20 protein-coding genes are annotated in these 20,870 nt (G+C 60.9%); 12 read left to right on the top strand and 8 right to left on the bottom strand.

Annotated elements, in window-relative coordinates; translation table 11 throughout:
* Positions 1 to 107 precede the first annotated feature (107 nt).
* Both AUP74_RS02420 and AUP74_RS02415 read left to right on the top strand, forming a co-directional pair.
* On the top strand, positions 108 to 407 hold the full coding sequence (locus AUP74_RS02420) for a hypothetical protein (RefSeq protein ID WP_145924291.1): 300 nt from the start codon (positions 108 to 110) through the stop codon (positions 405 to 407).
* A gap of 116 nt (positions 408 to 523) precedes the next feature.
* Positions 524 to 1,090 (top strand): CBS domain-containing protein, encoded by a 567-nt coding sequence (locus tag AUP74_RS02415; protein WP_069946162.1) that lies wholly within the window; start codon positions 524 to 526, stop codon positions 1,088 to 1,090.
* 29 nt (positions 1,091 to 1,119) lie between these two features.
* Here the strand turns inward: AUP74_RS02415 and AUP74_RS02410 are convergent, their stop codons facing one another.
* On the bottom strand, positions 1,120 to 1,812 hold the full coding sequence (locus AUP74_RS02410; RefSeq protein WP_226999868.1) for a 2OG-Fe(II) oxygenase: 693 nt from the start codon (positions 1,810 to 1,812) through the stop codon (positions 1,120 to 1,122).
* A gap of 250 nt (positions 1,813 to 2,062) precedes the next feature.
* Here AUP74_RS02410 and gcvT point away from each other — a divergent pair, with 250 nt between their 5' ends.
* Together gcvT and gcvH are read left to right on the top strand one after the other, a co-directional pair.
* Positions 2,063 to 3,151 carry a glycine cleavage system aminomethyltransferase GcvT gene (gcvT, locus tag AUP74_RS02405; protein WP_069946161.1) on the top strand — a complete coding sequence of 363 codons (1,089 nt, stop codon included), beginning with the start codon at positions 2,063 to 2,065 and terminating at the stop codon, positions 3,149 to 3,151.
* Positions 3,152 to 3,251: 100 nt separating this feature from the next.
* A complete protein-coding gene (gene gcvH, locus AUP74_RS02400; RefSeq protein ID WP_069946160.1) occupies positions 3,252 to 3,638 on the top strand; it encodes a glycine cleavage system protein GcvH in 387 nt (128 codons plus the stop codon).
* A 103-nt stretch (positions 3,639 to 3,741) separates the two neighbouring features.
* Here the strand turns inward: gcvH and ptsP are convergent, their stop codons facing one another.
* Positions 3,742 to 6,000: a phosphoenolpyruvate--protein phosphotransferase gene (gene ptsP, locus AUP74_RS02395; protein ID WP_069946159.1), complete on the bottom strand. Its 2,259-nt coding sequence runs from the start codon at positions 5,998 to 6,000 to the stop codon at positions 3,742 to 3,744.
* A 95-nt stretch (positions 6,001 to 6,095) separates the two neighbouring features.
* Complete coding sequence (locus AUP74_RS02390; RefSeq protein ID WP_083260773.1) at positions 6,096 to 6,776, bottom strand: RNA pyrophosphohydrolase; 681 nt, start codon at positions 6,774 to 6,776, stop codon at positions 6,096 to 6,098.
* A 156-nt stretch (positions 6,777 to 6,932) separates the two neighbouring features.
* Here AUP74_RS02390 and AUP74_RS02385 point away from each other — a divergent pair, with 156 nt between their 5' ends.
* Both AUP74_RS02385 and AUP74_RS02380 read left to right on the top strand, forming a co-directional pair.
* Positions 6,933 to 7,592 (top strand): histidinol-phosphatase, encoded by a 660-nt coding sequence (locus AUP74_RS02385; RefSeq protein ID WP_069948655.1) that lies wholly within the window; start codon positions 6,933 to 6,935, stop codon positions 7,590 to 7,592.
* Positions 7,593 to 7,656: 64 nt separating this feature from the next.
* On the top strand, positions 7,657 to 8,835 hold the full coding sequence (locus tag AUP74_RS02380) for an imelysin family protein (protein ID WP_226999867.1): 1,179 nt from the start codon (positions 7,657 to 7,659) through the stop codon (positions 8,833 to 8,835).
* An 86-nt stretch (positions 8,836 to 8,921) separates the two neighbouring features.
* On the opposite strand, the gene mepK is transcribed toward AUP74_RS02380, so the two are convergent.
* The 5 genes from mepK to AUP74_RS02355 all read right to left on the bottom strand — a co-directional run bounded on the left by mepK (position 8,922) and on the right by AUP74_RS02355 (position 15,591).
* Positions 8,922 to 9,467: a peptidoglycan L,D-endopeptidase MepK gene (gene mepK, locus AUP74_RS02375; RefSeq protein WP_069946157.1), complete on the bottom strand. Its 546-nt coding sequence runs from the start codon at positions 9,465 to 9,467 to the stop codon at positions 8,922 to 8,924.
* Positions 9,468 to 9,817: 350 nt separating this feature from the next.
* Positions 9,818 to 11,023, bottom strand: coding sequence for a L,D-transpeptidase family protein (locus AUP74_RS02370; protein ID WP_069946156.1), 1,206 nt, complete (start codon positions 11,021 to 11,023; stop codon positions 9,818 to 9,820).
* Between the two features lie 3 nt (positions 11,024 to 11,026).
* Positions 11,027 to 12,298: a L,D-transpeptidase family protein gene (locus AUP74_RS02365; protein ID WP_069946155.1), complete on the bottom strand. Its 1,272-nt coding sequence runs from the start codon at positions 12,296 to 12,298 to the stop codon at positions 11,027 to 11,029.
* Positions 12,299 to 12,469: 171 nt separating this feature from the next.
* Complete coding sequence (locus tag AUP74_RS02360) at positions 12,470 to 14,428, bottom strand: L,D-transpeptidase family protein (RefSeq protein ID WP_069946154.1); 1,959 nt, start codon at positions 14,426 to 14,428, stop codon at positions 12,470 to 12,472.
* 341 nt (positions 14,429 to 14,769) lie between these two features.
* On the bottom strand, positions 14,770 to 15,591 hold the full coding sequence (locus AUP74_RS02355) for an NRDE family protein (protein WP_069946153.1): 822 nt from the start codon (positions 15,589 to 15,591) through the stop codon (positions 14,770 to 14,772).
* A 127-nt stretch (positions 15,592 to 15,718) separates the two neighbouring features.
* Here AUP74_RS02355 and lgt point away from each other — a divergent pair, with 127 nt between their 5' ends.
* The 6 genes from lgt (at position 15,719) to AUP74_RS02325 (ending at position 20,870) form a co-directional block, all read left to right on the top strand.
* Positions 15,719 to 16,540, top strand: a complete 822-nt coding sequence (gene lgt, locus AUP74_RS02350) for a prolipoprotein diacylglyceryl transferase (RefSeq protein ID WP_069946152.1) — start codon at positions 15,719 to 15,721, stop codon at positions 16,538 to 16,540.
* A gap of 6 nt (positions 16,541 to 16,546) precedes the next feature.
* Complete coding sequence (locus AUP74_RS02345; RefSeq protein WP_069946151.1) at positions 16,547 to 17,380, top strand: thymidylate synthase; 834 nt, start codon at positions 16,547 to 16,549, stop codon at positions 17,378 to 17,380.
* A complete protein-coding gene (locus tag AUP74_RS02340; RefSeq protein ID WP_069946150.1) occupies positions 17,381 to 17,893 on the top strand; it encodes a dihydrofolate reductase in 513 nt (170 codons plus the stop codon).
* A 273-nt stretch (positions 17,894 to 18,166) separates the two neighbouring features.
* Positions 18,167 to 18,949: a DUF3450 domain-containing protein gene (locus AUP74_RS02335; protein ID WP_069946149.1), complete on the top strand. Its 783-nt coding sequence runs from the start codon at positions 18,167 to 18,169 to the stop codon at positions 18,947 to 18,949.
* Entirely contained in the window at positions 18,946 to 20,328 is a 1,383-nt protein-coding gene (locus AUP74_RS17465) for a MotA/TolQ/ExbB proton channel family protein (protein WP_069946148.1), read from the top strand. Before AUP74_RS02335 ends, AUP74_RS17465 begins: the two co-directional genes overlap by 4 nt.
* Positions 20,329 to 20,342: 14 nt before the next feature.
* Positions 20,343 to 20,870, top strand: a complete 528-nt coding sequence (locus tag AUP74_RS02325; RefSeq protein ID WP_069946147.1) for a MotA/TolQ/ExbB proton channel family protein — start codon at positions 20,343 to 20,345, stop codon at positions 20,868 to 20,870.

The raw sequence follows: 20,870 nt of genomic DNA, 5'->3' as shown, positions 1-20,870 counted from the left end.
CCATTGATTGAGCCGGGCGAGTTTTTGTCTGGTTACGTTCGGTTAAACGATGCCGGGCTAAAGAAGTCCCCGGCTTGACGTTGGCTTTAAATTTCGGGATTTTCGCGGTGCGCAAAAACCTGCTTTTCATTCTGCTCCAATCCGTACTGCTGTGTTCAGCCGTGCTGGCGGAGCCGGTGTCGCAGCAGGACGAACGCCTTGAGCAAAGCTGCGGTCAGCCCGAAGTCTCCACACTTTCCCTTCTCGATACCTTTGACGGCGATACAGACAGTGTACTGCCGCGATGTGCCGCCCTCTTCTCCGCAACTCCCAACTCCTGGGTCGGCAAGCCGCTGCCCGCGCTTGGTCTCGCACTTTCGCCGTTGCGTGATGGCCATGCCATACGCGCACCACCCTTCCGCGCTTAACTCTCTTTTTTCCTTTTTTCACTCAGTGGCCTGCGGCTTTGACAGTTGTGTCGCAGGATCACTATTGGGTTCTCCCGGCCACCACAACGCGGTGGCTGAAATGAAGAGTTAATGCCATGAAGAACTTAGATGTTTCTCAGTTACAGCAAGCTGACAGGCTGGTTTTCCCCGACGACTTCAGCGAGCTCTCACTGGGCTCGCCTGCGCTCGAGTTTATTTCCGATTTTAAAGAGCACTCGGCTGCGGTGCTGGCGCCCTCGATGAAGGCGCTCGATGCCGCATTGTTAATGCGGATTGGTCATCGCAGTACCATGCTCGTGGTAGACGGCAGGGGCGAGTTGGCTGGGCTTCTCAGTGTCGAGGACGTTTCTTACCAGAATTTGATGCAATGGGTGGCCTCGGGTGTGTCGCGCGAAGAGCTTACGGTTAGCGACCTGATGCGGCCCCGTCATATGCTCAAGTTCCTTGAGTACAGTCAAGTGGAACGCAGCACCATCGGTGATGTCCTCGCTGTCATGCGACGTGATGGCGAGCGCGACTGCCTGGTGGTGGATACGGCCAATCACCAGGTACGAGGCCTGATCAGCGCCGGCGAAATCGGCCTGCGCCTGCATGCGGAGATCCGTATCGAAGACGTACCGAATGTGGCCGAGTTAATGAAGAGCCTGTCACTGGTGCACTGAGACGTTCCAGCTAACCTCTCCTATGACCGTCAGGATGCCGGGTCGACAGTGCCACCCAGGCTGCTGTTGACCCGGAACCAGCCGGTGACGCTGTAGCGGGGCCGCTGGACCGGCAACACCTCGTGAGGGAATTCCTCGCTCAGGAAAATCACCATCTGTCCGAAGCGGGGCTCTACCCGGAGTAGTGGTTCCTCCGCTTCGGTGTTGCCGTGCAGGACCGAGGGGTAGAGTGCCAGCTCACCACCATCCCGCGGCTGCCAGTTCGGTGTCAGGTAAAGGACGGTACTGAGGACCCGGTTGGTATTGCCATGGAAGGCGTCCAGGTGCTTTTGGTAGAAGGTGCCGCGATCGTAGTAGGCGTAGTGGCACTCATAGTCGAACAAACCCAGGATGAGATGGCGGTTCAGGCCGAGGCGCATTTCCTCCATCCAGTTCAGATACGCCGAGACATAGGCGTTATCGCGGTCCAGCCAGAAAATCCGGTCGCTGCGCACTTTGCGGTCCAGCTGGTGCTCTTCCTCGCGGCCGATACCCGCCCGCTTGAAATCAGCGTCGTCGAGGGAGCGGAAATGCCGCAGCAGGCCACCCAACATTGCCGGAGGCAGGGGGGCGCGCAAGACGATGTGGCCGTCCCTTCGCAGTGCATCGGCGATGCTCGTCAGGACCGGTTCCTCCAGCGGGGGCCGGGCGGTGGGGGGCGCCAGATTCAGGCTTGTATTCAACGGTGAGCTCCGGGGCAGGCAACGCGGCTCAGGACGGCCGCCGAGGCGCCTTATATACCGATTCCACCTGTCCGCAAAGCCTTTTATTCGCTATAAACCGACCGCCAAGTACTTTTGTCGGTGATCTCCGATTGCCACAGGTTTTCATCCCGGCGCCTGCTAGGCTTGCAGAAGATTGCCGTCTGGTAAGCCCGGCCACGGCGCCGGTAGAATACGCGGCTTTATTTGCCACTGGATTCGAGAACAAAAGATGGGAAACAGAACACCTCTGTATGACACTCATGTCGCCATGGGCGGCAAAATGGTTGATTTCGGCGGGTGGGATATGCCCCTGCACTACGGCTCCCAGCTGGAAGAGCACAACAAGGTGCGCACTGCCGCGGGTATGTTCGATGTCTCCCATATGACCGTGGTCGACCTCGATGGCGACGGCGCGCGGGACTACCTGCGCTACCTGCTGGCGAATGACGTGGCCAAGCTGGATGGCAAACCGGGCAAGGCCCTCTATACCGGTATGCTCAATGAGCAGGGCGGGGTGATTGATGACCTGATCGTCTACCTTCGCGACCCGGGCTACCGGGTGGTTGTGAACTGCGCTACCCGGGAAAAGGACCTGGCGTGGATGCAGCAGCAGGCCCAGAATTTTGATGTGACCCTCACCGAGCGCCCTGAGCTGGCAATGGTGGCTGTCCAGGGCCCCGAGGCACTGGAGAAGGCCAAAGCCGTTCTCGGCATCGAGTGGACCACCATTATCGATGACCTGAAAGTGTTTGAGAGCGTGGCCCGCGGTGACTGGTTCGTGGCGCGCACCGGTTACACCGGTGAGGACGGCCTGGAAATCATGCTGGCGGCCGAGGATGCGCCCGGTTTCTGGCAGGCGCTGGCCGATGCCGGTGTCGCTCCCTGCGGCCTGGGTGCGCGGGATACCCTGCGTCTGGAAGCGGGCATGAACCTGTACGGCCACGAGATGGACGATGAGACCTCCCCGCTGGCAGCCAATATGGGCTGGACCATTACCTGGGAGCCGGAGGAGCGTGATTTCATCGGTCGCAAGCCGCTGGAGCAGGAAAAGGCCGAAGGCCGGAAAGAGAAACTGGTAGGTCTGGTGCTGGAAGAGCGCGGCGTACTGCGCGCGGGCCAGCCGGTAGTAGTGGACGGCACCGAGGACCGCGGTATCATCACCAGCGGAACCTTCTCGCCGACCCTGGGCTTTTCTATTGCCCTGGCGCGGGTGCCGGTCACGGTGGGCGATACAGCGCAGGTTGAAATCCGTAAAAAATTGGTGCCGGTCAAGGTGGTCAAGCCCTGCTTTGTCCGCAACGGCAAGTCGGTAATCTAAGGCCGCAACAGCAGTGGGCGTGGTGAGGGCCGCAGAGCCGAATTCCCGCGCCCCGGCGGCGGACAACCCAATTCAGAGAGCTTAATCGAGGGAATACAGAATGAGCGAGATTCGCAGCGAATTGAAATACCTTTCCAGTCACGAGTGGGCGCGGCTGGAAGAAGATGGCACTGTCACCGTGGGTATCAGTGACCATGCTCAGGATGCACTGGGCGATGTTGTTTACGTGGAGCTGCCGGAAGTGGGCGCCACCCTGGCCGCTGGCGACGAGGCCGGCGTGGTTGAGTCCGTGAAGGCGGCTAGCGATATCTATTCCCCGATTTCCGGCGAAGTGGTCGCAATCAACGAAGACCTTGAGGACGCTCCGGAAACCGTTAATGGCTCCCCTTATGACGACGGCTGGTTTTTCCGTGTGAAGCCCAGTGATGTGAGCGAGCTGGAAAACATGCTGGACGCCGACGCCTACCGCGAGGAAGCGGAGGACTGATCGCACCGCGATCAACTCCAGGCAAAAGAAAAAGCCGCACAGGGATGACCCGTGCGGCTTTTTTTATGGGTTCGTTCGCCTTATCTGGGTTGGCGCTGTGCAATCACATCGGCTGCAGCAGTGATTTCAGGCCCACACGTTTCAGGTAGCTGCTCAGGGTTTCCTCGATTTGCTCTGGGCAGTGGAGCTCGAGGCACTGCTCGAGGAGGCTGTCCATATCGGCCTTGGTGACCGCGCGCATAGCGGCTTTTACCCGGGGCAGGTTGGTGGCGTTCATCGACAGGACGTCGTAGCCCATCGCCACCAGCAGCAGAGCGCCACCCGGATCGCCGGCCAGCTCTCCACAGATTCCGACTTTGGTATCGGCAGCGTGTCCCGCGTCTACCACATGGCGAAGTGCCCGCAGCACCGCCGGGTGCAGTGCATGATAAATATTGGCCACACGACTGTTGTTGCGATCCACCGCCAGCAGGTACTGGGTCAGGTCGTTGCTACCCACGGATATAAAATCGGCTCGTTCGGCCAGCTCCCGAGCCTGGTAAACGGCGGAGGGCACCTCGATCATGATCCCCAGTGGAGGCATGACGATATCGTAGCCCTCGTCGACCAGCTCGCTGTGGGCGCGCTCTACCAGTTTGCGGGCGGCCTCCAGTTCCCCCAGCCCGCTGATCATGGGTAGCATGATGCGCAGGTTGTCGAGGCCGAGGCTCGCTTTCATCATGGCCCGGACCTGACCCAGGAAAATTTCCGGGTGGTCGAGGGTGACCCGGATTCCGCGCCATCCCAGGAACGGGTTGGTCTCCTCGATAGGGAAGTAGGCCAGCGCTTTGTCGCCGCCGATATCCAGGGTGCGCATGGTCACCGGTCGCGGTGCGAAGGCCTCCAGCTGTTCGCGGTAGATCTCCCGCTGCTCCTCTTCCGAGGGGAAGCGGTCGCGCAGCAGGAAGGGGACTTCGGTCCGGTACAGGCCGACGCCTTCGGCCCCACGCTCCAGCGAGCGCACCACGTCGGCCATCAATCCGGTATTTACCCACAGGCGCACCCGATGGCCGTCGGCGGTTTCACCGGGCAGGCCCGCCAGATGATCCAGGTGGCGGGCCAGTTCGCGCTCTTCCTCAACGATACAGTCGTAGCGGCGTCGCAGCTCCGTGGTCGGATGCACATAGAGTTCGCCGCGGTAGCCATCCACTACCAGTTCGGCGCCGTCGATCCGTTCAAACGGGAGTTCCTGGGCGCCCATGACGGCTGGCAGGCCCATGGCGCGGGCAATGATCGCCACATGGCTGTTGGCGGAACCCTTGATCGAGACCAGCCCGATGAGTTTTTCCCGCGGCACATCGGCCAGTGCTGCGGCGGTGAGTTCCTCGCCGATCAGGATGGCGTTGTCCGGGTAGTCGCGCTCGCTCTGCTGTTGCTGGCGCAGGTGCATCAACACCCGGGCACCCAGATCGCGTACGTCGGCTGCGCGGTCGCGGAAGTAGGAGTCGGACATGGCCTCGAAGCGGCGCACATGCTCCAGCATGACTTCCGCCCAGGCGCGGCTGGCGCTGAGCTGCTGGCCGCGGATGCGATCGCACACTTCCACGGCCAGAGAGTTGTCGTCGAGCATGCTGATATAGGCATCGAACAGGGCCCGCTCCTCCCGGTTCAGCTCGTCCTTCAGGCGTTCCCCCACGGCACGGATTTCTTCCCGTGCGGCCACCAGGGCCTGGTGGAAGAGTTCGAGTTCTGCCTCCACGTCCATGCAGCAGCTGTAGGGTACGGTGGACAGGCTCGCCGGCGGGGCGACGATATGGGCGCGGCCAATGGCCACCCCCGGGGAGGCGGCAATACCGTCGAACTTGGCCTCGCGACGCTGCTGGCCGATGGTGGCCAGGGCACCGGTGGCCTCGGCGTGGGCGATGACGCCGGCCAACTGGGCCGACAGCGTGACCAGGAAGGCCTCTTCGCCTTCATCGAAACGGCGCTGTTCCGCCTGCTGAACCACGAGCACGCCGAGTACGTTGCGATGGTGGATGATGGGGGTGCCGAGAAAGGCGCTGAAACGCTCCTCGCCAGTGGCGGGAAAATACTGGTAGGCCGGGTGAGCCTCCGCCCGCTCGAGGTTGATCGGTTCCTCGCGGGTGACCACGTTGCCCACCAGGCCCTCACCGGGCTCCAGGCTTACCTGGCCGACGGAATCGGGATTGAGGCCTTCGGTGGCCATCAGAACGTAGGAGCCGGATTGCTTGTCGCGCAGGTAGATTGAGCAGACGCGGGTGTCCATCACCTCGCGCACGCGGTGCACGATGATGTCCAGCACTGCGGGCAGGTCGCGGGCCGCGTTGACTTGCTGAACGATGCTGCGCAGTGATCCGAGCAAAGGCCTTTCCTCGCCAAGGTGCGGAGTGAATGAAGTGCTGCGGGAGCAGGGAAGCTCTTAAAGCCTGAGATATCGCGGGCTTACTCAGAGGTTCCCTATTCCTGTTCCCGCTCCCAGCGCTTTTCCAATTGTATCTGCTGTGGCGCCAGTTCGGTCAGCGCGCGACGGTATACCTCGCGCTTGAACGTCACCACTTTGGTAAGGGGGTGCCAGTAACTCACCCAGCGCCAGTGGTCGAATTCGGGCTTGTAGCCATTGTTGAAGCTGATTGCACTCTCCGGAGCCTGCAGCTGCAGCAGGTACCACTTTTGCTTCTGTCCGATGCAGAGCGGTTCGGAGCGGCGGCGCACAAGTCGCTGCGGCAGTCGGTAGCGTAGCCACCCGCGGGTGCAGGCAATCAGACTGACCTGGTCGCGCGTGAGGCCGATCTCCTCATAGAGCTCACGATAGAGTGCCTGTTCCGCGCTCTCACCCGGATTGATGCCGCCTTGGGGAAACTGCCAGGCGTCTTTGCCCCCGACCCGTCTCGCCCACAGCGCCTGGCCGCGGTCGTTCAACACGATGATGCCGACATTCGGGCGGAAGCCCTCGGCATCGATGTTGCTGCTGTTTTCGGCGCCGCGGCCGCGATTTTTGCGTCCGCTATTGGCGGGTGCATCGTTGCGGTTCGAGTGCCTGGCGGACCTGCGGCGGTTCTTGCGTCCGGCGGATGCCGGCTTGCCGTCGCCCAAAATACTGTCCTCGATATCACTGGCGCACGGCTTGCCGCCGCGCATACTTGTCCAGCATTGTTCCACAGCGACGGTATTACGGCAATTCGCGAAAGCGTCACTGTGAACGGGAGCGCGGGAGGGTAAAATGCCCGCCGCTGGAGGGAGCGTGTAGGCGGCAAAAAACACCTCTGGCACCTATAGTTATTGGGGGAGATGGCAGTGCAACTGGCAATTTTTGACCTGGACAACACGCTGATTGGTGGCGACAGCGATCACGCCTGGGGAGAGTTTCTCGTCCAGCACGAGCACGTTGATGGCGAGCGTTATCGCTCCGCCAACGATCGTTTCTATCAGGATTATCAGCGGGGTGAGCTGGATATATTCGCCTATCTCGAATTCGCCCTCGAACCACTCGCCCAGCTCAGCCGGGGGCAGCTCAACAATCTCCACCGGGAGTTCATGCAGGAAGTGGTGAGCGAAATCTGGCTGCCGCGGGCAGAAGAGTTAATCAGTCGGCATCGCCGCCAGGGCCACCATATTATGATCATTACCGCGACCAACCGGTTTGTGGTGGAGCCGATCGCGGAGCGTCTTGGCGTGGACAGCCTCCTCGCGACAGAACCCGAGGAAGTAGAGGGTCGCTTTACCGGCAAGGTTGTGGGGCATCCCTGCTATCAGGGTGGAAAGGTGGTACGCCTGCACCAGTGGCTCGAGCAAAACCCAGGGTTTGCCGGCGATGAGAAATGGTTCTATAGCGATTCCATCAATGACCTGCCACTGTTGCAGGAAGTGGATCACCCGGTGGCGGTGGATCCCTGCCCGCGTCTGCAGGCAGAGGCCGAAAAACGGGGCTGGCCCATTATCAGCCTGCGCGATTGAGTGTTGAGTAACCCGCGGCTGGCTGCCAGTGGGTGAACCTGACTGAGTTTGATAGGGGATGCATGTGACAAGAGCGATGATTGGGCGCGCCCGTGGTGCGCTGCTGTTGGTCGCGTTGACAGTGGTTGGTGCCTGCGATAGCAAGCGGGCCAGCGAGGAGGCGCCGGAAGCGGAAGAGCGCCAGGTTGTTGAAGTTGTGGATCAGCAGGCGGCCGAGTCGCTCTCCCGGGCTGTCTGGGAGGCCGGCCAGGCCCAGGTCGCTGACGTTCAAGCAGCCATTGAAGCACTGAATCGTGCAGTGACGACCCTGCTGGAAACACCCTCTGAAGATCATCTGGAGGCAGCGAAGCTGGCCTGGTTGGATGCCCACCGGGAGTTTGCCGGCGTATTGCCCTATATCCGCCTCGCTTTTGCCCCGGCACCATTGCGTGATGACGGGCGCGAACTGTTGCTGAAGGTGGACAGCTGGCCGGCGCAACCCGGTTACCTGGATACCGTTCCCGGTTATTCCGAAAGTGGCATCGTTAACGATACCGCGGTAGAGCTGACGCTCGCCAACCTCCGTCGCCAGCACCGGCTGACGGCACACGAGGAAGCCAGTACCGGTTTCCACGCGCTGGAAGTGATGCTCTGGGGCCCCACCAGCGAGCGGATTGCCGATGACTTCATCGCTGTCAGTACCGGAGAAAAGCCCGAAGCCCTGGCGACCAACCGGCGCCGTGAACTGACCCGATTGATGGGTGAGGCACTGGCCGAAGATATCGACAGGCTCGCGAAGCGTTTGCCGTACGGAGCCAATGATCTGTCGCGGCCATTCCTCGCCCTCGATCCGGTGTCGCGCCTTCAGCAGATCCGGGCCATCCACGCGCAGGTCATTGACGAGGAGCTGTTGCGGCGCTTGCCGGAGAGTTCTGAGAGCGATGTTGAAAGTAGTCGGGCGGCAGACTCCAAGCAGGCAATGCTGGCCATGTTGCGAACCCTGCAGGCGAACTGGCTGCCGGCTAGTGGCGCGGGAATGGCGGAATTGCTTCTGGACCGCTATCAGCAGGAGGCTTTAGCGGAACACTTTGTCGCTCTGGAGGAGCTGTTGCTCTCAATGGAGGATCCGATTGAGCTGGCGGAGCTGAATCAGCTCGCCCGGGCGCGGCAGCTTATGGAGGCCGTGGCTGGCCTGATGAGCGGCACTCTGGAAGTGCCCGCCGCAGAGGAAGACATGACCCCGGTCTCCCTGCAGGGCCAGTAGGCCGACTTTACGGGTCCGGAAACGACGAACCCCGGCGAGTGCCGGGGTTCGTGTTCATGGAGCCTGGCCTTGCGGCCGGCTGCTGTTTACCAGCTACGTACAGGACCGGTGTCGACGTGTACGAAGCCGCTCTTCGGATAGTGACCTACACCGCCAGCGCGCAGTTCCATCGCCGCCTTACGCAGGGTGGAGGTGCTGATACCCGGCATCCGGATGTCCAGCGCCATGCCGCGAGTATGGTAGCTGCGGCGGGCCACACCGCGGCCAGCGGCACGCAGTTTGGCGTTGGTCTTGGCTGAACGGTAGCCGGAGATAATCTCCACTTCACCGTTGTAGTTCAGTTTCTCTTTCAGCTTGTACACGATGTCGAACAGCTTCGGGTCCATACGTGTCACTTCGTTGGCGCGGTGGTCGCGCAGCAGACGGTTGAACTGCTTCAGTCCAGCGCTGTCATAATCGCCATTAGACCAGTAAGCCGTGTTCAGACGCTCGCCGGTGTGCAGGTTGCGCATTTTCAGAGTGCGCGCATTACCCACTTTAGCGAAAGTCGGGCTGGCGGCGACGGTTGCTGCTGCTGCACCAGTCACAGCCAGGAATCGACGTCTGGAAAGATTCTTAATACCCTGTTTCATACCCTAATCTCCGCCTCTCGTATCTCTCGTGGCAAGCCCGCTGTGGCGTTTGTTTGCCTTCGGGCTTGGGAAGTAATGTACAAAAAATAACCAGTGGTTACAAATCGTACAGCCCTAATGAGGAATTAGTCGAAGGCGGAACTTGGAATTTTTTTCTTCTGGTCTACGCAAAACTGATTCAAACCTTTCTTTTGGGTCGATTAAAGGCCCCTTTTCCGAGACAACGTTGTCATTTAGGCCATCCGCACTAAAATTTCATTTTTCTCTGACTGGTAAGTTCTATTTCCGTGTTCGGAAGCCGAAAACCGCGGAAAAGCCCGGAATCTGGGCGCTGGAAGGGAGGGGGAAGACTAGTCTGCAGCTTGGCTGTCGGCCCTGGAAGCGTCCTCGCGCTGGTCTTTCTGGTAGATATCCCGACGGAAGTGGGCGCGCCCCTCACCGTCGACCCAGGCAGTGAGATAGCTGATGAACAGCCGCGGGGGCTCTTCCACACGGATATTGAGGGTCTCATCCCCGGTGGCGGCTTCGGCCACCCGGGTGCGATCCCAACCCTGGGGGCGGAGCAGTGCGTAGGCCAGCTCCTCCGGCTCCTTCAGGCGGATACAGCCATGGCTGAAGGCGCGCTCGTTGTGCTTAAACAGGCTCTGAGCCTGGGTGTCGTGCAGGAAGATTGCCTGTTTGTTCGGCAGAATAAATTTCACATGGCCGAGGGTATTGCCGGGGCCGCTGATCTGCCGCAGGGTCGCCTGCCCCTCGGCGGCCCGGGTCAGCGTCTCCGGCGAGATCGGACGGGTATCGCTGCTGCCGTAGTTGACGACACGATAGCCGTGGCGATGCATAGCCTCGGGATTATTGCGGGCCTTGGGCAGCAGCTCGGTAAGCAGGATGCTGCGCGGCACGGTCCAGGTGGGGTTGAAGACCACATTGGTAATGCGGCTGCGCAGGGAGGGGGTGCGGGTGCTGGTCTTTCCCACCACCGTTTTCATACGCAGGGTAACGCGACCCTTCTCGACCAGCTGTAATTCATACGCGGGCACGTTCACCAGCAGGTAGCGCTCTCCCGCCTGGGCGGCCAGCTTTTGCCACCGCTCTGCATTCACCTCCAGCTGGTGGGCCCGCTCGGCGGGCGACACGGACAGCTGCATCAGGGTTGCGCTGTCGATATTACCGGTCACCTCGAGCCCGTGGCGGCGCTGGTAATTCTCCACCGCACGGGCCAGCGCACTATCGTAGCGATGATCGTCGGGCTGGCTATTGGCAGGCAGGGGGGGCGGGGTCCCCCGATAGTCCCCGTAGAGTCGCAGAATCTCCCGCAACTGGGCGACGCGGGGGCTGCGCACCCCCTGCTGCAGCGGCTCGCCTGCGGCTGGGGGTTGCCAATCCGCAGCCAGGTCACGGTAGCGCGCCGCCGCAGTCTGCAGGGCGCGAACAGTCGCTTGCGGCTTCAGGGCCGCCTCCCCGGTGTTCGATCCTGAAGCCCAGCTGGCGCTCAGGGCTCCGATCGAGACTGCGAGTGTCGCCACCAGCAATGGCCAGCGGCGCGGCTTGCCTTGCATGGTTCACCCCGACTCGCTCTGCACCCGCACCGCAGTGGCTCTTGCGGCATTTTCGCTGCTGTCGCCGTCCTGCTCGTAGATGTCCGGGCGGAACTGGAGCAGGCCATCCTCATCCACCCAGGCGGTCCAGTAAGCGATGTACACCGGCAGCGGTTTTTTCAGTGTGACCGCACGGGTTCGGCCGGTGTTGAGGTACCGCTCTGCGCGGGCTGGCTCCCAGTCGTTCTGTTCCAGCAGCATCATGCGGGCAAATTCCAGCGGCTTTTCCAGGCGGATGCAGCCGTGGCTGAATGCCCGCTGCGGGCGCTTGAACAGGTGTTTGCTGTTGGTGTCGTGGAGGAAGATGGCCTCCCGGTTGGGAATGATGAATTTGACCCGGCCGAGCGCGTTTTCCGGTCCACCTTTCTGGTGCAGGCTGATTTTCCCGCGCCGGATGCCGGCGATATTGCCAGCGGTGAAAGGCACTGCGCGGCCGCTGTGGCTGACCAGCCGAAAACCTTTGGCCCGCAGCGCGGCACTGCCCTTAGGCAGCAGCTCGTGCAGTGCGATATTGGGCGGTACTCGCCAGATGGGGTTGAACACCACCCGGGTCATGCGGGTCGAGAGCTGGGGTGTCGCGTGCTTCGGCTTGCCGACAACCACACGCATTCGGTACTGCTCACGACCGTTTTCCATCAGGCGCAGACTGAAGTCAGGGATATTGACCAGGATGTAGCGTGTACCCAGTTCCCGCGGTAATTGCTGCAGCCGGTCGAGGTTGGCAGCCAGGGTGCGGGCACGCTCGGCAGGGGGGATATTCAGCAGGGCACGGGTGCGGTCGTCCACCAGTCCGTCATCTCTCAGGCCATGGCGACGTTGGAAGCGGCGCACCGCGGCCTGCAGATCGGCGTCATAGGCGTCGGCATGTCGGCCGTCGCCGCTGGTCTGGTCATTCATGACCAGATCGCCGTACAGCATCATCAGGCTGCGCAGTTGTAATACCCGCGGGTCGCGGGCGCCGGGGGCAATGGTCTGGCCCCCGGCCAGCGGTTGCCAATGATCCCCCTGCGCGAGCTCGCGGTAACGGGCCAGCTCCTCGCGCATCAGCGCGTGTTGGCGACCATAGGGGATGAATGGGTCAGAACCGGAGAGTTCTGTGACTACATTGGTTTGCGGGTCCGGAGCGGCACTGGCGGCCACCGGCTCTGCACCGAGACAGAAGGCCAGGGCCAGCGCCAGCGCGCTGCAATGCTGAGGATGCGCGTGAAGATGTTCGAGGGAATTGCCAACACCCATAACTTACCCCTGTGAGTCGGAAAGCGTCTGGTTGACGGATTGCCGTGCTCACAGTGGTAATTTGTGACCGGGTTGGCCCCAAGTCTTTTGCAGAATTCCGTGCGGGGCTAGTGGGGCGGAGTCGAGCTATCTAGGGGGATCGGGGCGGCGTGCGCCGCCCCTCCAGCGGGCTCAGAACTGGTTGGCGGCCAGTCCGTCCTTGCCGTAGATGTCCGGGCGGAAGTTGAGGCGGCCCCGGCCGTCCACCCACGCGGTCCAATAGGTGACGTAGACCTTCACGTTCTTCTTCATCTGCACCTCGGTGGTTTCGTCGCCGACGGTCAGCTGGTCGATACGCCACTGGTCCCAGTCCCCCTCGGGGCTGAGGAGGGCCTCGGCCAGATGCCGCGGCTTCTCCAGGCGAATACAGCCGTGGCTGTAGGCGCGCTCGGTGAGCGAGAAGAGGCTGCGGGCGCGGGTGTCATGCAGGTAGATTTCGTCAGTGTTCGGAATCTCGAACTTCACCCGCCCGAGGATGTTCTCCTCACCGCCCAATTGACGCATCAGGAACGAGCCCTGCCCGGCGGCGGAGAGGTTTTGCGGGGTCAGTGGCAGGTGGTCGCCACTGCCATTCACGACCCGGTAACCCATGCGTTGCATACCACCTGGATTGGCCCGCGCCTTGGGCAGGATCTCCTTGACCAGGATACTGCGCGGCACGGTCCAGGTGGGGTTGAAGACCACCCGGCTCACCCGGGTGGTGATCTCCGGGGTGGCATGCTTGGGCTTGCCCACCACCACATTCATGGCCAGGCGCACGCGGTCATTCTCCACATACTTCAGGCGATAGGCCGGAATGTTGACCTGGATGAAGCGCTCGCCCAGCTCGGCGGGCAGTGCTTCCCGGCGTCGGATATTGTTCTCAATGATGCGAATGCGTGCTGTCGGCGACAGGTTGAGTCGCTTGCGCGTCTCGCGACCGACGATGCCGTCTGCTTTCAGGCCGTGGCGCTCCTGGAAGCTGAGCACCGCTTCGTGCAGGCCACGGTCGAACTTGTCACGCTCGCCGCCGCCGTAACCGTAGTAGCCGCGGTAATCGCCATACAGTGTCAGCATCTCGCGCAACAGTGCTACATGGGGGTGTTTGGCGCCGATGGTCATGGCCGGTCCCGGCGGCATGGGGCGCCAGCGTCCGCTTGCGGCGATCTGGCGATAGCGATCCAGCTCGTAGCGCAGTGCCGAGGCGTCGTTGCCGAAGGGATCGTTGGCCGGGTAAAAGGGCCCTTCACTGTTTTCTGGCACCCGACCCACACTGGGGTGCCCGCCATCACTGCGCAGGTAGCGCTGGTAGCCGTTGCGCGGCGGCAGACCGCCCGGCGCGAAGCGAGCGCGATTACCCCTGGCGTTGTGGCTGTTGCCATCGGCGGAGCGGGGTACTGCGCGGTAAGACGAACTGTCCTGGGAATAGTGGCGCGAGCGATCGGTTGAATAGTCGCGGCGATAGTTGTCGCTGCCGCTGGTCTCGCCGCGATTGTAGCCGCGGAAATACTGGCGCCCGCTTGGGCTGGGAGAGGTCTGGCGGCCAACGCGGTGACTGGCCAGACGGAACCCCTCCGTCAGCGTGCTCACGGGGGTGATATCGCGCTTGGGGCGGACCCGGGGCTTGAGATTATCCAACTGGGTGTCCTGGGCGTAGGAGACGAAGGCGTCAGTCAGTAGCACGTCCAGTACCGCCGCCATCTGCAGTCGCTGCGGCGTATCCCGCAGGGTGCGGTCGAAATAGCCCAGGTGATAGCGGTAATCCACCATGCTGCTCGGATTGCCGGAACTGGCCGCAGTCAGTTGCTTGAGCAGGTCATTGGCGGTGTCGCTCAGGCTGTAATTATCGAACCAGAGCAGACGGTAGTCGGTGCGCTCATAGATACGCCGTACTGCGGCCGGGTTGAAGATAGGGTCCTGTGCCGGCCAGGATTCCGGGTTTTCCACCAGCCAGCGGATCAGGTGTGGCTGGACGGCATTCTCCGGCAGCACCGGCACCGTTTTCTGGTTGGCGCTAAAGGCATAGTAGAGGGCAAATACACACAGGCTGCCGAGAATCAGCAGCGGCAACGGTGATTTGCGTGTGCGGCGCTCTGGGTTGAAATACGACATGGTACCTCAGCGATGCTGCAGGGCCCGTCTGCTTATCTGTTTTGATGAGTAGCCGGGCGCCAGATCGTTCATACCTTCCCAACCTGCGGCGAGCCGGTCCTGTTGTTCGTCGATATCTATCGACGGCTCGCCATTGTCATGCGTCCCGCGCGACTTTCCTTATTGGGGCTGGATTGGCGGCACGAAACTCAACCAAACCAGACCCGTGAAAATAAGTATGGCAACAAATGCAAAATTTGCTTGGCGCCGAATGTATTTCACCTTACGAAGACTGGTATTGACTGGACTGAATGTGCGGTCCCGGTCAGCACTGAATCAGTGCTGAAGCGATAGGCGATAGCTCACTCTGCCGACAGGGTGAACTGGCGCAGTTGGCCCGCAGGTCTGCCTTCCCGGTAGGTCTGTTCCCACAGCTGGGTGGTGCCGTTACTGTGCACTGCCACGATGGTGCTGGCTCTGGTGCCGTAAGGGCCAGGAGTCTCGGCAGCGATACTGCCGGGGAAATCTCCCCGTTCGATTCGGACAAAAATCGGTGACAGAGCGCTCTCCAGTGCAGGGCCGACGCCGGTGTAGGGGAGCGCTTCCGGCGGTGCAGGTCGCTGATCCCGCAGCAGTGCCAGGGCGCGGTCGACAAAGTTGGATTCCCTGAGGTCCGCTGGCATGCCGTTAAGGAGCTCGGCGAGGGCGGCGCGCCCGCGTTCCACCTTGGGCCAGGGCGCGTCGGGGGTGCCGTTGGAGATCCCGTGGACGCCGGGGGCAAAACGGAAAGGCTGGTGCCGGTTACCGGCGCAAACCAGCTCATCCGATGCGCCCAGGTGGAAGAGGAGGGCGTTGAAGCCCCGGTAGCGATCGCGCTCCAGGGCCTCCGCGAACGCCAGAGGGGAGGCCTGCCCCTGCAGGAAATCCCTGGGAATGTCACCCCGGGAGAGCGCATCTGGCGGGCTGGGAATGTCGGGCTCCCGGATATTGGTGACTGCCGCCACGCGGCCGGACGCGATGCCCGCCCAGGTGCCGCCTGCCTCCAGGTCTCGGCCTGCCACCATCCGTGTCCCCGGCCAGGGTCCTGCCGGTTCGGCGGGCCGCTGGTAGAACTCGTCCCGGTTGGCCAGCATCAGCAGCGGGTAGTTCGGGTGGCAGTGATAGGCGAACAGCAGCAGACACATAGATAGTTGAGGTTTCCTCTCCGGAAGGGCAATGATAGCCATCTTGGGGCGCGAGCGTGAGGTCACGGCCCCGGGCTTCTGGTAAGATTTCCGCCTCAACTTTTACGCCGGATACAGTGAACAGCCGATGATTCCCTACCCGCAGATCGATCCCGTTGCCGTTGCCATCGGCCCGCTCAAGGTGCACTGGTACGGCCTGATGTACCTGGGAGGCTTTATCGCCGCCTGGTGGCTGGCGCTGCGTCGCAGCCGCAAGCCCTGGTCGCCGGTGATCAAATCCGAGGTGGAGGATCTGATTCTTTACTGTGCCATCGGTGTGGTGGCCGGTGGGCGTCTCGGATATATGTTTTTCTACAATTTCCCGCAGCTGGTGGCGGAGCCGCTGTCCCTGTTCAGGGTGTGGGAAGGAGGCATGAGCTTCCACGGCGGCCTGGTCGGTGTGATGGTGGCGGCAGCGATCTACGCGCGCAAGATCGGTACGACTTTCCCGGCACTGCTCGATTTTGTCGCGCCACTGGTGCCAATCGGGCTGGGGCTTGGCCGGCTCGGCAACTTTATCGGTCAGGAGCTCTGGGGGCGCCCGACCGATGCGCCCTGGGGAATGGTGTTCCCGCGGGATCCGGAGCTGCTGGCGCGGCATCCGTCCCAGCTCTACCAGGCATTCCTGGAGGGGCTGGTGCTGTTTGCTGTGCTCTGGTGGTTCTCCAGCAAGCCGCGTCCGCGCCTAGCGGTAGGTGGTCTGTTTGTTCTTCTTTACGGTGTATTCCGCTTCCTGGTGGAGTTCGTGCGTGAGCCGGATGGTCACATTGGTTTCGACCTGTTCGGGTGGATGACACGGGGACAATTGCTGAGCCTGCCCATGATCGCCGCCGGCATCATCCTGTTGGTGTGGAGCTACCGCACCCAGCCACTGCCCGAAGGGCGTACTGCAGCCAAGAGTGGAACCTAATAAAAGATGAAGCAGTATCTCGATCTTATGCGCCATGTGCGCGACAACGGCACCCGCAAGAGTGACCGAACCGGCACGGGCACGGTCAGCGTGTTTGGTTACCAGATGCGATTCGACCTGGCCGAGGGCTTCCCCCTGGTGACCACCAAGAAGCTACATCTGCGCTCGATCATCCACGAGCTGCTGTGGTTTCTGAAGGGGGACACCAATATCGGCTACCTCAAGGAGCACGGGGTGCGAATCTGGGATGGCTGGGCCACCGAGAGTGGAGAGCTCGGGCCAGTCTACGGACACCAGTGGCGGTCATGGCCGACTGCAGACGGGCGCCAGATCGACCAGATCTCGGACCTCGTCGAGCAGCTGAAGAGTCGGCCCGACTCCCGCCGCCTGATCGTGAGCGCCTGGAATCCCGCCGACCTCCCGGACGAAGGCGTTTCCCCGTCGGATAACGCTGCTGCCGGCCGCATGGCTCTGGCACCCTGTCACGCGCTGTTCCAGTTCTATGTGGCGGACGGCAAGCTCTCTTGCCAGCTGTACCAGCGCAGTGCCGATATCTTCCTCGGTGTACCGTTCAATATTGCCTCCTACAGCCTGCTGACCTTGATGTTGGCTCAGGTTTGCGATCTTCGGCCCGGAGAGTTCATTCATACCTTTGGCGATGCGCACCTGTACCTCAATCACCTGGAGCAGGTGGAGGAGCAGCTGTCCCGGGAGCCGCTGCCCCTGCCGCAGATGCATCTCAATCCGGAAGTGACGGACTTGTTTGCTTTCCAGTTCGAGGACTTTGAGCTGAAAGGCTACGAGGCCCATCCCCACATTCCCGCACCGGTGGCGATATAAATGAAGGATGTTCCCATTGCGATGATCGCGGCCATGGCGCAAAACCGGGCCATAGGCCGCGACAACACTCTTCCGTGGCGGATTTCCGGCGACCTGAAGTTCTTCAAGCAGGTGACCATGTCGAAGCCTGTCGTCATGGGGCGCAAAACTTTTGAGTCCATCGGGCGACCGCTGCCCGGCCGCGCCAACATTGTTATCACCCGCAATCCCGAATGGCGGGCAGAGGGGGTGACCACCGTTTCCAGCCTCGAAGACGCGCTGTTGGTAGCCCGCCAGTCGGCTGCCGAAAGTGGCGCCGAAGAGGTGATGGTCATTGGTGGTGCGGAGATTTACCGCCAGGCGCTACCGATGGCGCGGCGGCTCTACATCACAGAAGTGGAGGCAGAGGTGGATGGAGACGCCTTTTTCCCGGAATTTGCGAATGGCTGGTCAGAAACCAGTCGGGATTGTTACCCGTCGTCGGACAGGGACGAATACAACTACTGCTTAGTTCAGTACGACAGGTCAAAATAAAAACGCCTTGATCAAACTTTAATCTTTCTGTTAGCTTTCGTGATCTCTCGCACATTTCGCTCCGCTGCATTTGTGTGCATGCAACCCGGGTTTGTTACCCAGGTGTTACCTAGCGACACATGCAGGTCGAGACTGTCAATCGGCATTTGAATAATCAAATCGGCTGTTTACAATGTGCGGCTCTTAGCTGTCTTCAAACCAAAATCACACCGCGTTGTGGCAGCTAAACCATCGCGACCATGTTGTGAAATATTGAACCCACTGGGGGGTCTAATGAAAACCAAGCGATTCATGGCTGTGGCGCTGACCACTGCGCTGTCTGCCGGCGCACTCTATGGCAGCGTAGCCACTGCGGATACACTCGATAACGTCCTGACCGTTGGTCAGCAGAAAACTGCTGCCGCTCAGGCGTCACAAAAGCGCATCGACAAGATTGCCGAAGAAACCACCAGCCTGCTGCAGGACTTCAAGGTGGTGAACAAGGAAATCGACGGTCTGCGTGTCTACAACCGTCAGCTCGAGAAGCAGCTGGCGAACCAGCTCGCCGTCATCAAGGAGTTGGACGAGTCCATCGAGAACGTCACTGTAATCGAGCGTCAGATCCAGCCGCTGATTCTGCGTATGCTGGATGGCCTGGAGCAGTTCATCAAACTGGACGCGCCGTTCAAGCTGGAAGAGCGTATGGCGAACCTCCAGGGCGTAAAGAACAATATGGACCGTTCCGATATCACCGTTGCGGAGAAATTCCGTCAGGTGCTGGAACTGTACAACTTCGAAGCCGAATACGCGCGTAAGATCGACAGCTACGGTGACACCCTGGTTGTTAACGGTCAGGACCGCGAAGTTAACGTCCTGCAGATCGGTCGTATCGCGCTGGTCGCGCAGACCACCGATTCCAAGGTTTCTCTGGCCTACGACAAAGAGCAGAAGGCTTGGGTTGAAATCGGCGCCGGCGAGTACCGCCGTGCCATTCAGAATGGCCTGAAGATCGCCCGCAAGCAGGCTACCCAAGACATCATGACCACGCCGATCCACGCTCCGGAGGCTGCGCAATGAAAACCACTTTCGCCAAACGCCTAGTATCTATGACGGCCGCAGTAGTGGCGGCTGGTCTTCTGAACAGCACTGCAGTGGCCCAGGACGAAGCAAAGTCCCTGGACCAGCTGCTGCAGATGGTGCGTCAGTCCAAGATTGCCGAATCTGCCGAGCACAAAAAGCGTGAAGCAGAGTTTCGTCGCCAGAAGGCCAACCAGCAGAACCTGCTGAACCAGGCCAAGCAAACCCGCACTGCCGAAGAAGAGCGTTCCGCGCGCCTGGAAGCCAAGTACCAGGAGCAGGAAGTAATGGTTCAGCAGAAGCGTGAGCAGCTGGACGAGCGCATGGGTTCCCTGAAAGAGCTGTTCGGTCACATGACCTCTACTGCTGGTGACCTGCGCGCCAACATGGAATCTTCCATTGTTTCTGCACAGTACCCGGGTCGTACCGAGTTCCTCGACACTCTGATCGACAAGATGAACTCCCAGACCAAGCTGCCGACCATCGAGGAAATCGAGCGTCTGTGGTACGAAATGCAGCGCGAAATCGTTGAATCCGGCAAGGTTGTTAAGTTCAACGGTACCGTGATCAAGCCCGACGGTGAGCAGGTAGAGCAGGAAGTAGTCCGTATTGGTAACTTCAACCTGGTTTCCGATGGCAAATATCTGGAAATGACCGACGCCAACAAAATGGCCGAGCTGATTCGCCAGCCCGACGGCAAGTACCTGTCCATGGCTTCGGACCTGCAGAACGCCACTTCCGGCTTCACCGCTTTCGGTGTTGACCCGACTGGCCCGACTGGCGGCTCCCTGCTGAAGGCACTGATCAACAGCCCGGGAATCGTTGAGCGCTGGCATCAGGGTGGCATCGTTGGTTACATCATCACCGGTGTTGGTGTGATCGCTATGCTGCTGGCCATCTGGCGCCTGATCGTACTGTCCGGTGTGAACAGCAAGGTTAACGCCCAGCTGCGTTCTGACTCCGCCAACACCAACAACCCGCTGGGTCGTGTTCTGGCCGTTGCCGAAGAGAACAAGGGTGTGGACGGTGAAACCCTCGAGCTTAAGATGGAAGAAGCGGTTCTGAAGGAGCGTCCGGCGATCGAGTCCGGCCTGAACCTGCTGAAGATCATCGCCATGGTAGCCCCGCTGCTGGGTCTGCTGGGTACCGTTACCGGTATGATCATCACCTTCCAGGCAATCACCATCTTTGGTGCCGGCGACCCGAAAGCGATGGCAGGCGGTATCTCCTCCGCACTGGTAACCACCGTACTGGGTCTGTGTGTGGCGATCCCGACTGTGCTGATGCACACCATCGTGAACGGCCGCGCCAAGCGTATCCTGCACATTCTGGAAGAGCAGAGTGCCGGTATTGTGGCGGAAAACGCCGAGCGTAAATAAGAGGAGGCGGCAACATGCACGCATTGTTTGACGCATGGGCCGCCGTCAACGCCTTTATGGCGTCGGGCGGGCCAGTACTGCTTCTGATCGCCGGCCTGACCTTCTTTATGTGGACGCTGATCTTTGAGCGCATCTTCTACTTCAACAAGAGCTTGAAGGGAGACGTGCAAGGTGCACTGGACCAGTGGGAGGCGCGCCCCGAGCGCAAATCCTGGGGTGCGCACCAGGTCCGCTACGCGCTGATCTCCCGGGTATCCGAGAAGATTCAGGACAATATGGACATGATTCAGGCCTGTGTGGCTCTGGCACCCCTGTTCGGGCTGCTGGGCACGGTCTGGGGCATGATCAACGTGTTCGAAGTTCTCGCGATTACCGGTGGTGGTGATGCCAAACAAATGGCCAGTGGTGTATCCATGGCCACCATCCCGACAATGGCGGGTATGGTGACCGCACTGTCTGGCGTGTTTGCCAACACCTACCTCCAGCGTAAAGCGGAGCGTGAAACCCAGCTGCTGGAAGACCATCTGACGATGGATCACTAA

The sequence above is a fragment of the Microbulbifer aggregans genome (assembly GCF_001750105.1).
Classification (GTDB): domain Bacteria; phylum Pseudomonadota; class Gammaproteobacteria; order Pseudomonadales; family Cellvibrionaceae; genus Microbulbifer; species Microbulbifer aggregans.
Note: the sequence above shows the minus strand (reverse complement) of the source record. Positions and strands in the feature narration are given on the sequence as shown.

Coding starts and splice junctions, on each gene's coding strand:
- AUP74_RS02415 (WP_069946162.1), top strand. CDS start 524: ATGAAGAACTTAGATGTTTCTCAGTTACAGCAAGCTGACAGGCTGGTT.
- gcvT (WP_069946161.1), top strand. CDS start 2,063: ATGGGAAACAGAACACCTCTGTATGACACTCATGTCGCCATGGGCGGC.
- gcvH (WP_069946160.1), top strand. CDS start 3,252: ATGAGCGAGATTCGCAGCGAATTGAAATACCTTTCCAGTCACGAGTGG.
- AUP74_RS02390 (WP_083260773.1), bottom strand. CDS start 6,776: ATGCGCGGCGGCAAGCCGTGCGCCAGTGATATCGAGGACAGTATTTTG.
- mepK (WP_069946157.1), bottom strand. CDS start 9,467: ATGAAACAGGGTATTAAGAATCTTTCCAGACGTCGATTCCTGGCTGTG.
- AUP74_RS02370 (WP_069946156.1), bottom strand. CDS start 11,023: ATGCAAGGCAAGCCGCGCCGCTGGCCATTGCTGGTGGCGACACTCGCA.
- AUP74_RS02365 (WP_069946155.1), bottom strand. CDS start 12,298: ATGGGTGTTGGCAATTCCCTCGAACATCTTCACGCGCATCCTCAGCAT.
- AUP74_RS02360 (WP_069946154.1), bottom strand. CDS start 14,428: ATGTCGTATTTCAACCCAGAGCGCCGCACACGCAAATCACCGTTGCCG.
- AUP74_RS02355 (WP_069946153.1), bottom strand. CDS start 15,591: ATGTGTCTGCTGCTGTTCGCCTATCACTGCCACCCGAACTACCCGCTG.
- lgt (WP_069946152.1), top strand. CDS start 15,719: ATGATTCCCTACCCGCAGATCGATCCCGTTGCCGTTGCCATCGGCCCG.
- AUP74_RS02345 (WP_069946151.1), top strand. CDS start 16,547: ATGAAGCAGTATCTCGATCTTATGCGCCATGTGCGCGACAACGGCACC.
- AUP74_RS02340 (WP_069946150.1), top strand. CDS start 17,381: ATGAAGGATGTTCCCATTGCGATGATCGCGGCCATGGCGCAAAACCGG.
- AUP74_RS02335 (WP_069946149.1), top strand. CDS start 18,167: ATGAAAACCAAGCGATTCATGGCTGTGGCGCTGACCACTGCGCTGTCT.
- AUP74_RS17465 (WP_069946148.1), top strand. CDS start 18,946: ATGAAAACCACTTTCGCCAAACGCCTAGTATCTATGACGGCCGCAGTA.
- AUP74_RS02325 (WP_069946147.1), top strand. CDS start 20,343: ATGCACGCATTGTTTGACGCATGGGCCGCCGTCAACGCCTTTATGGCG.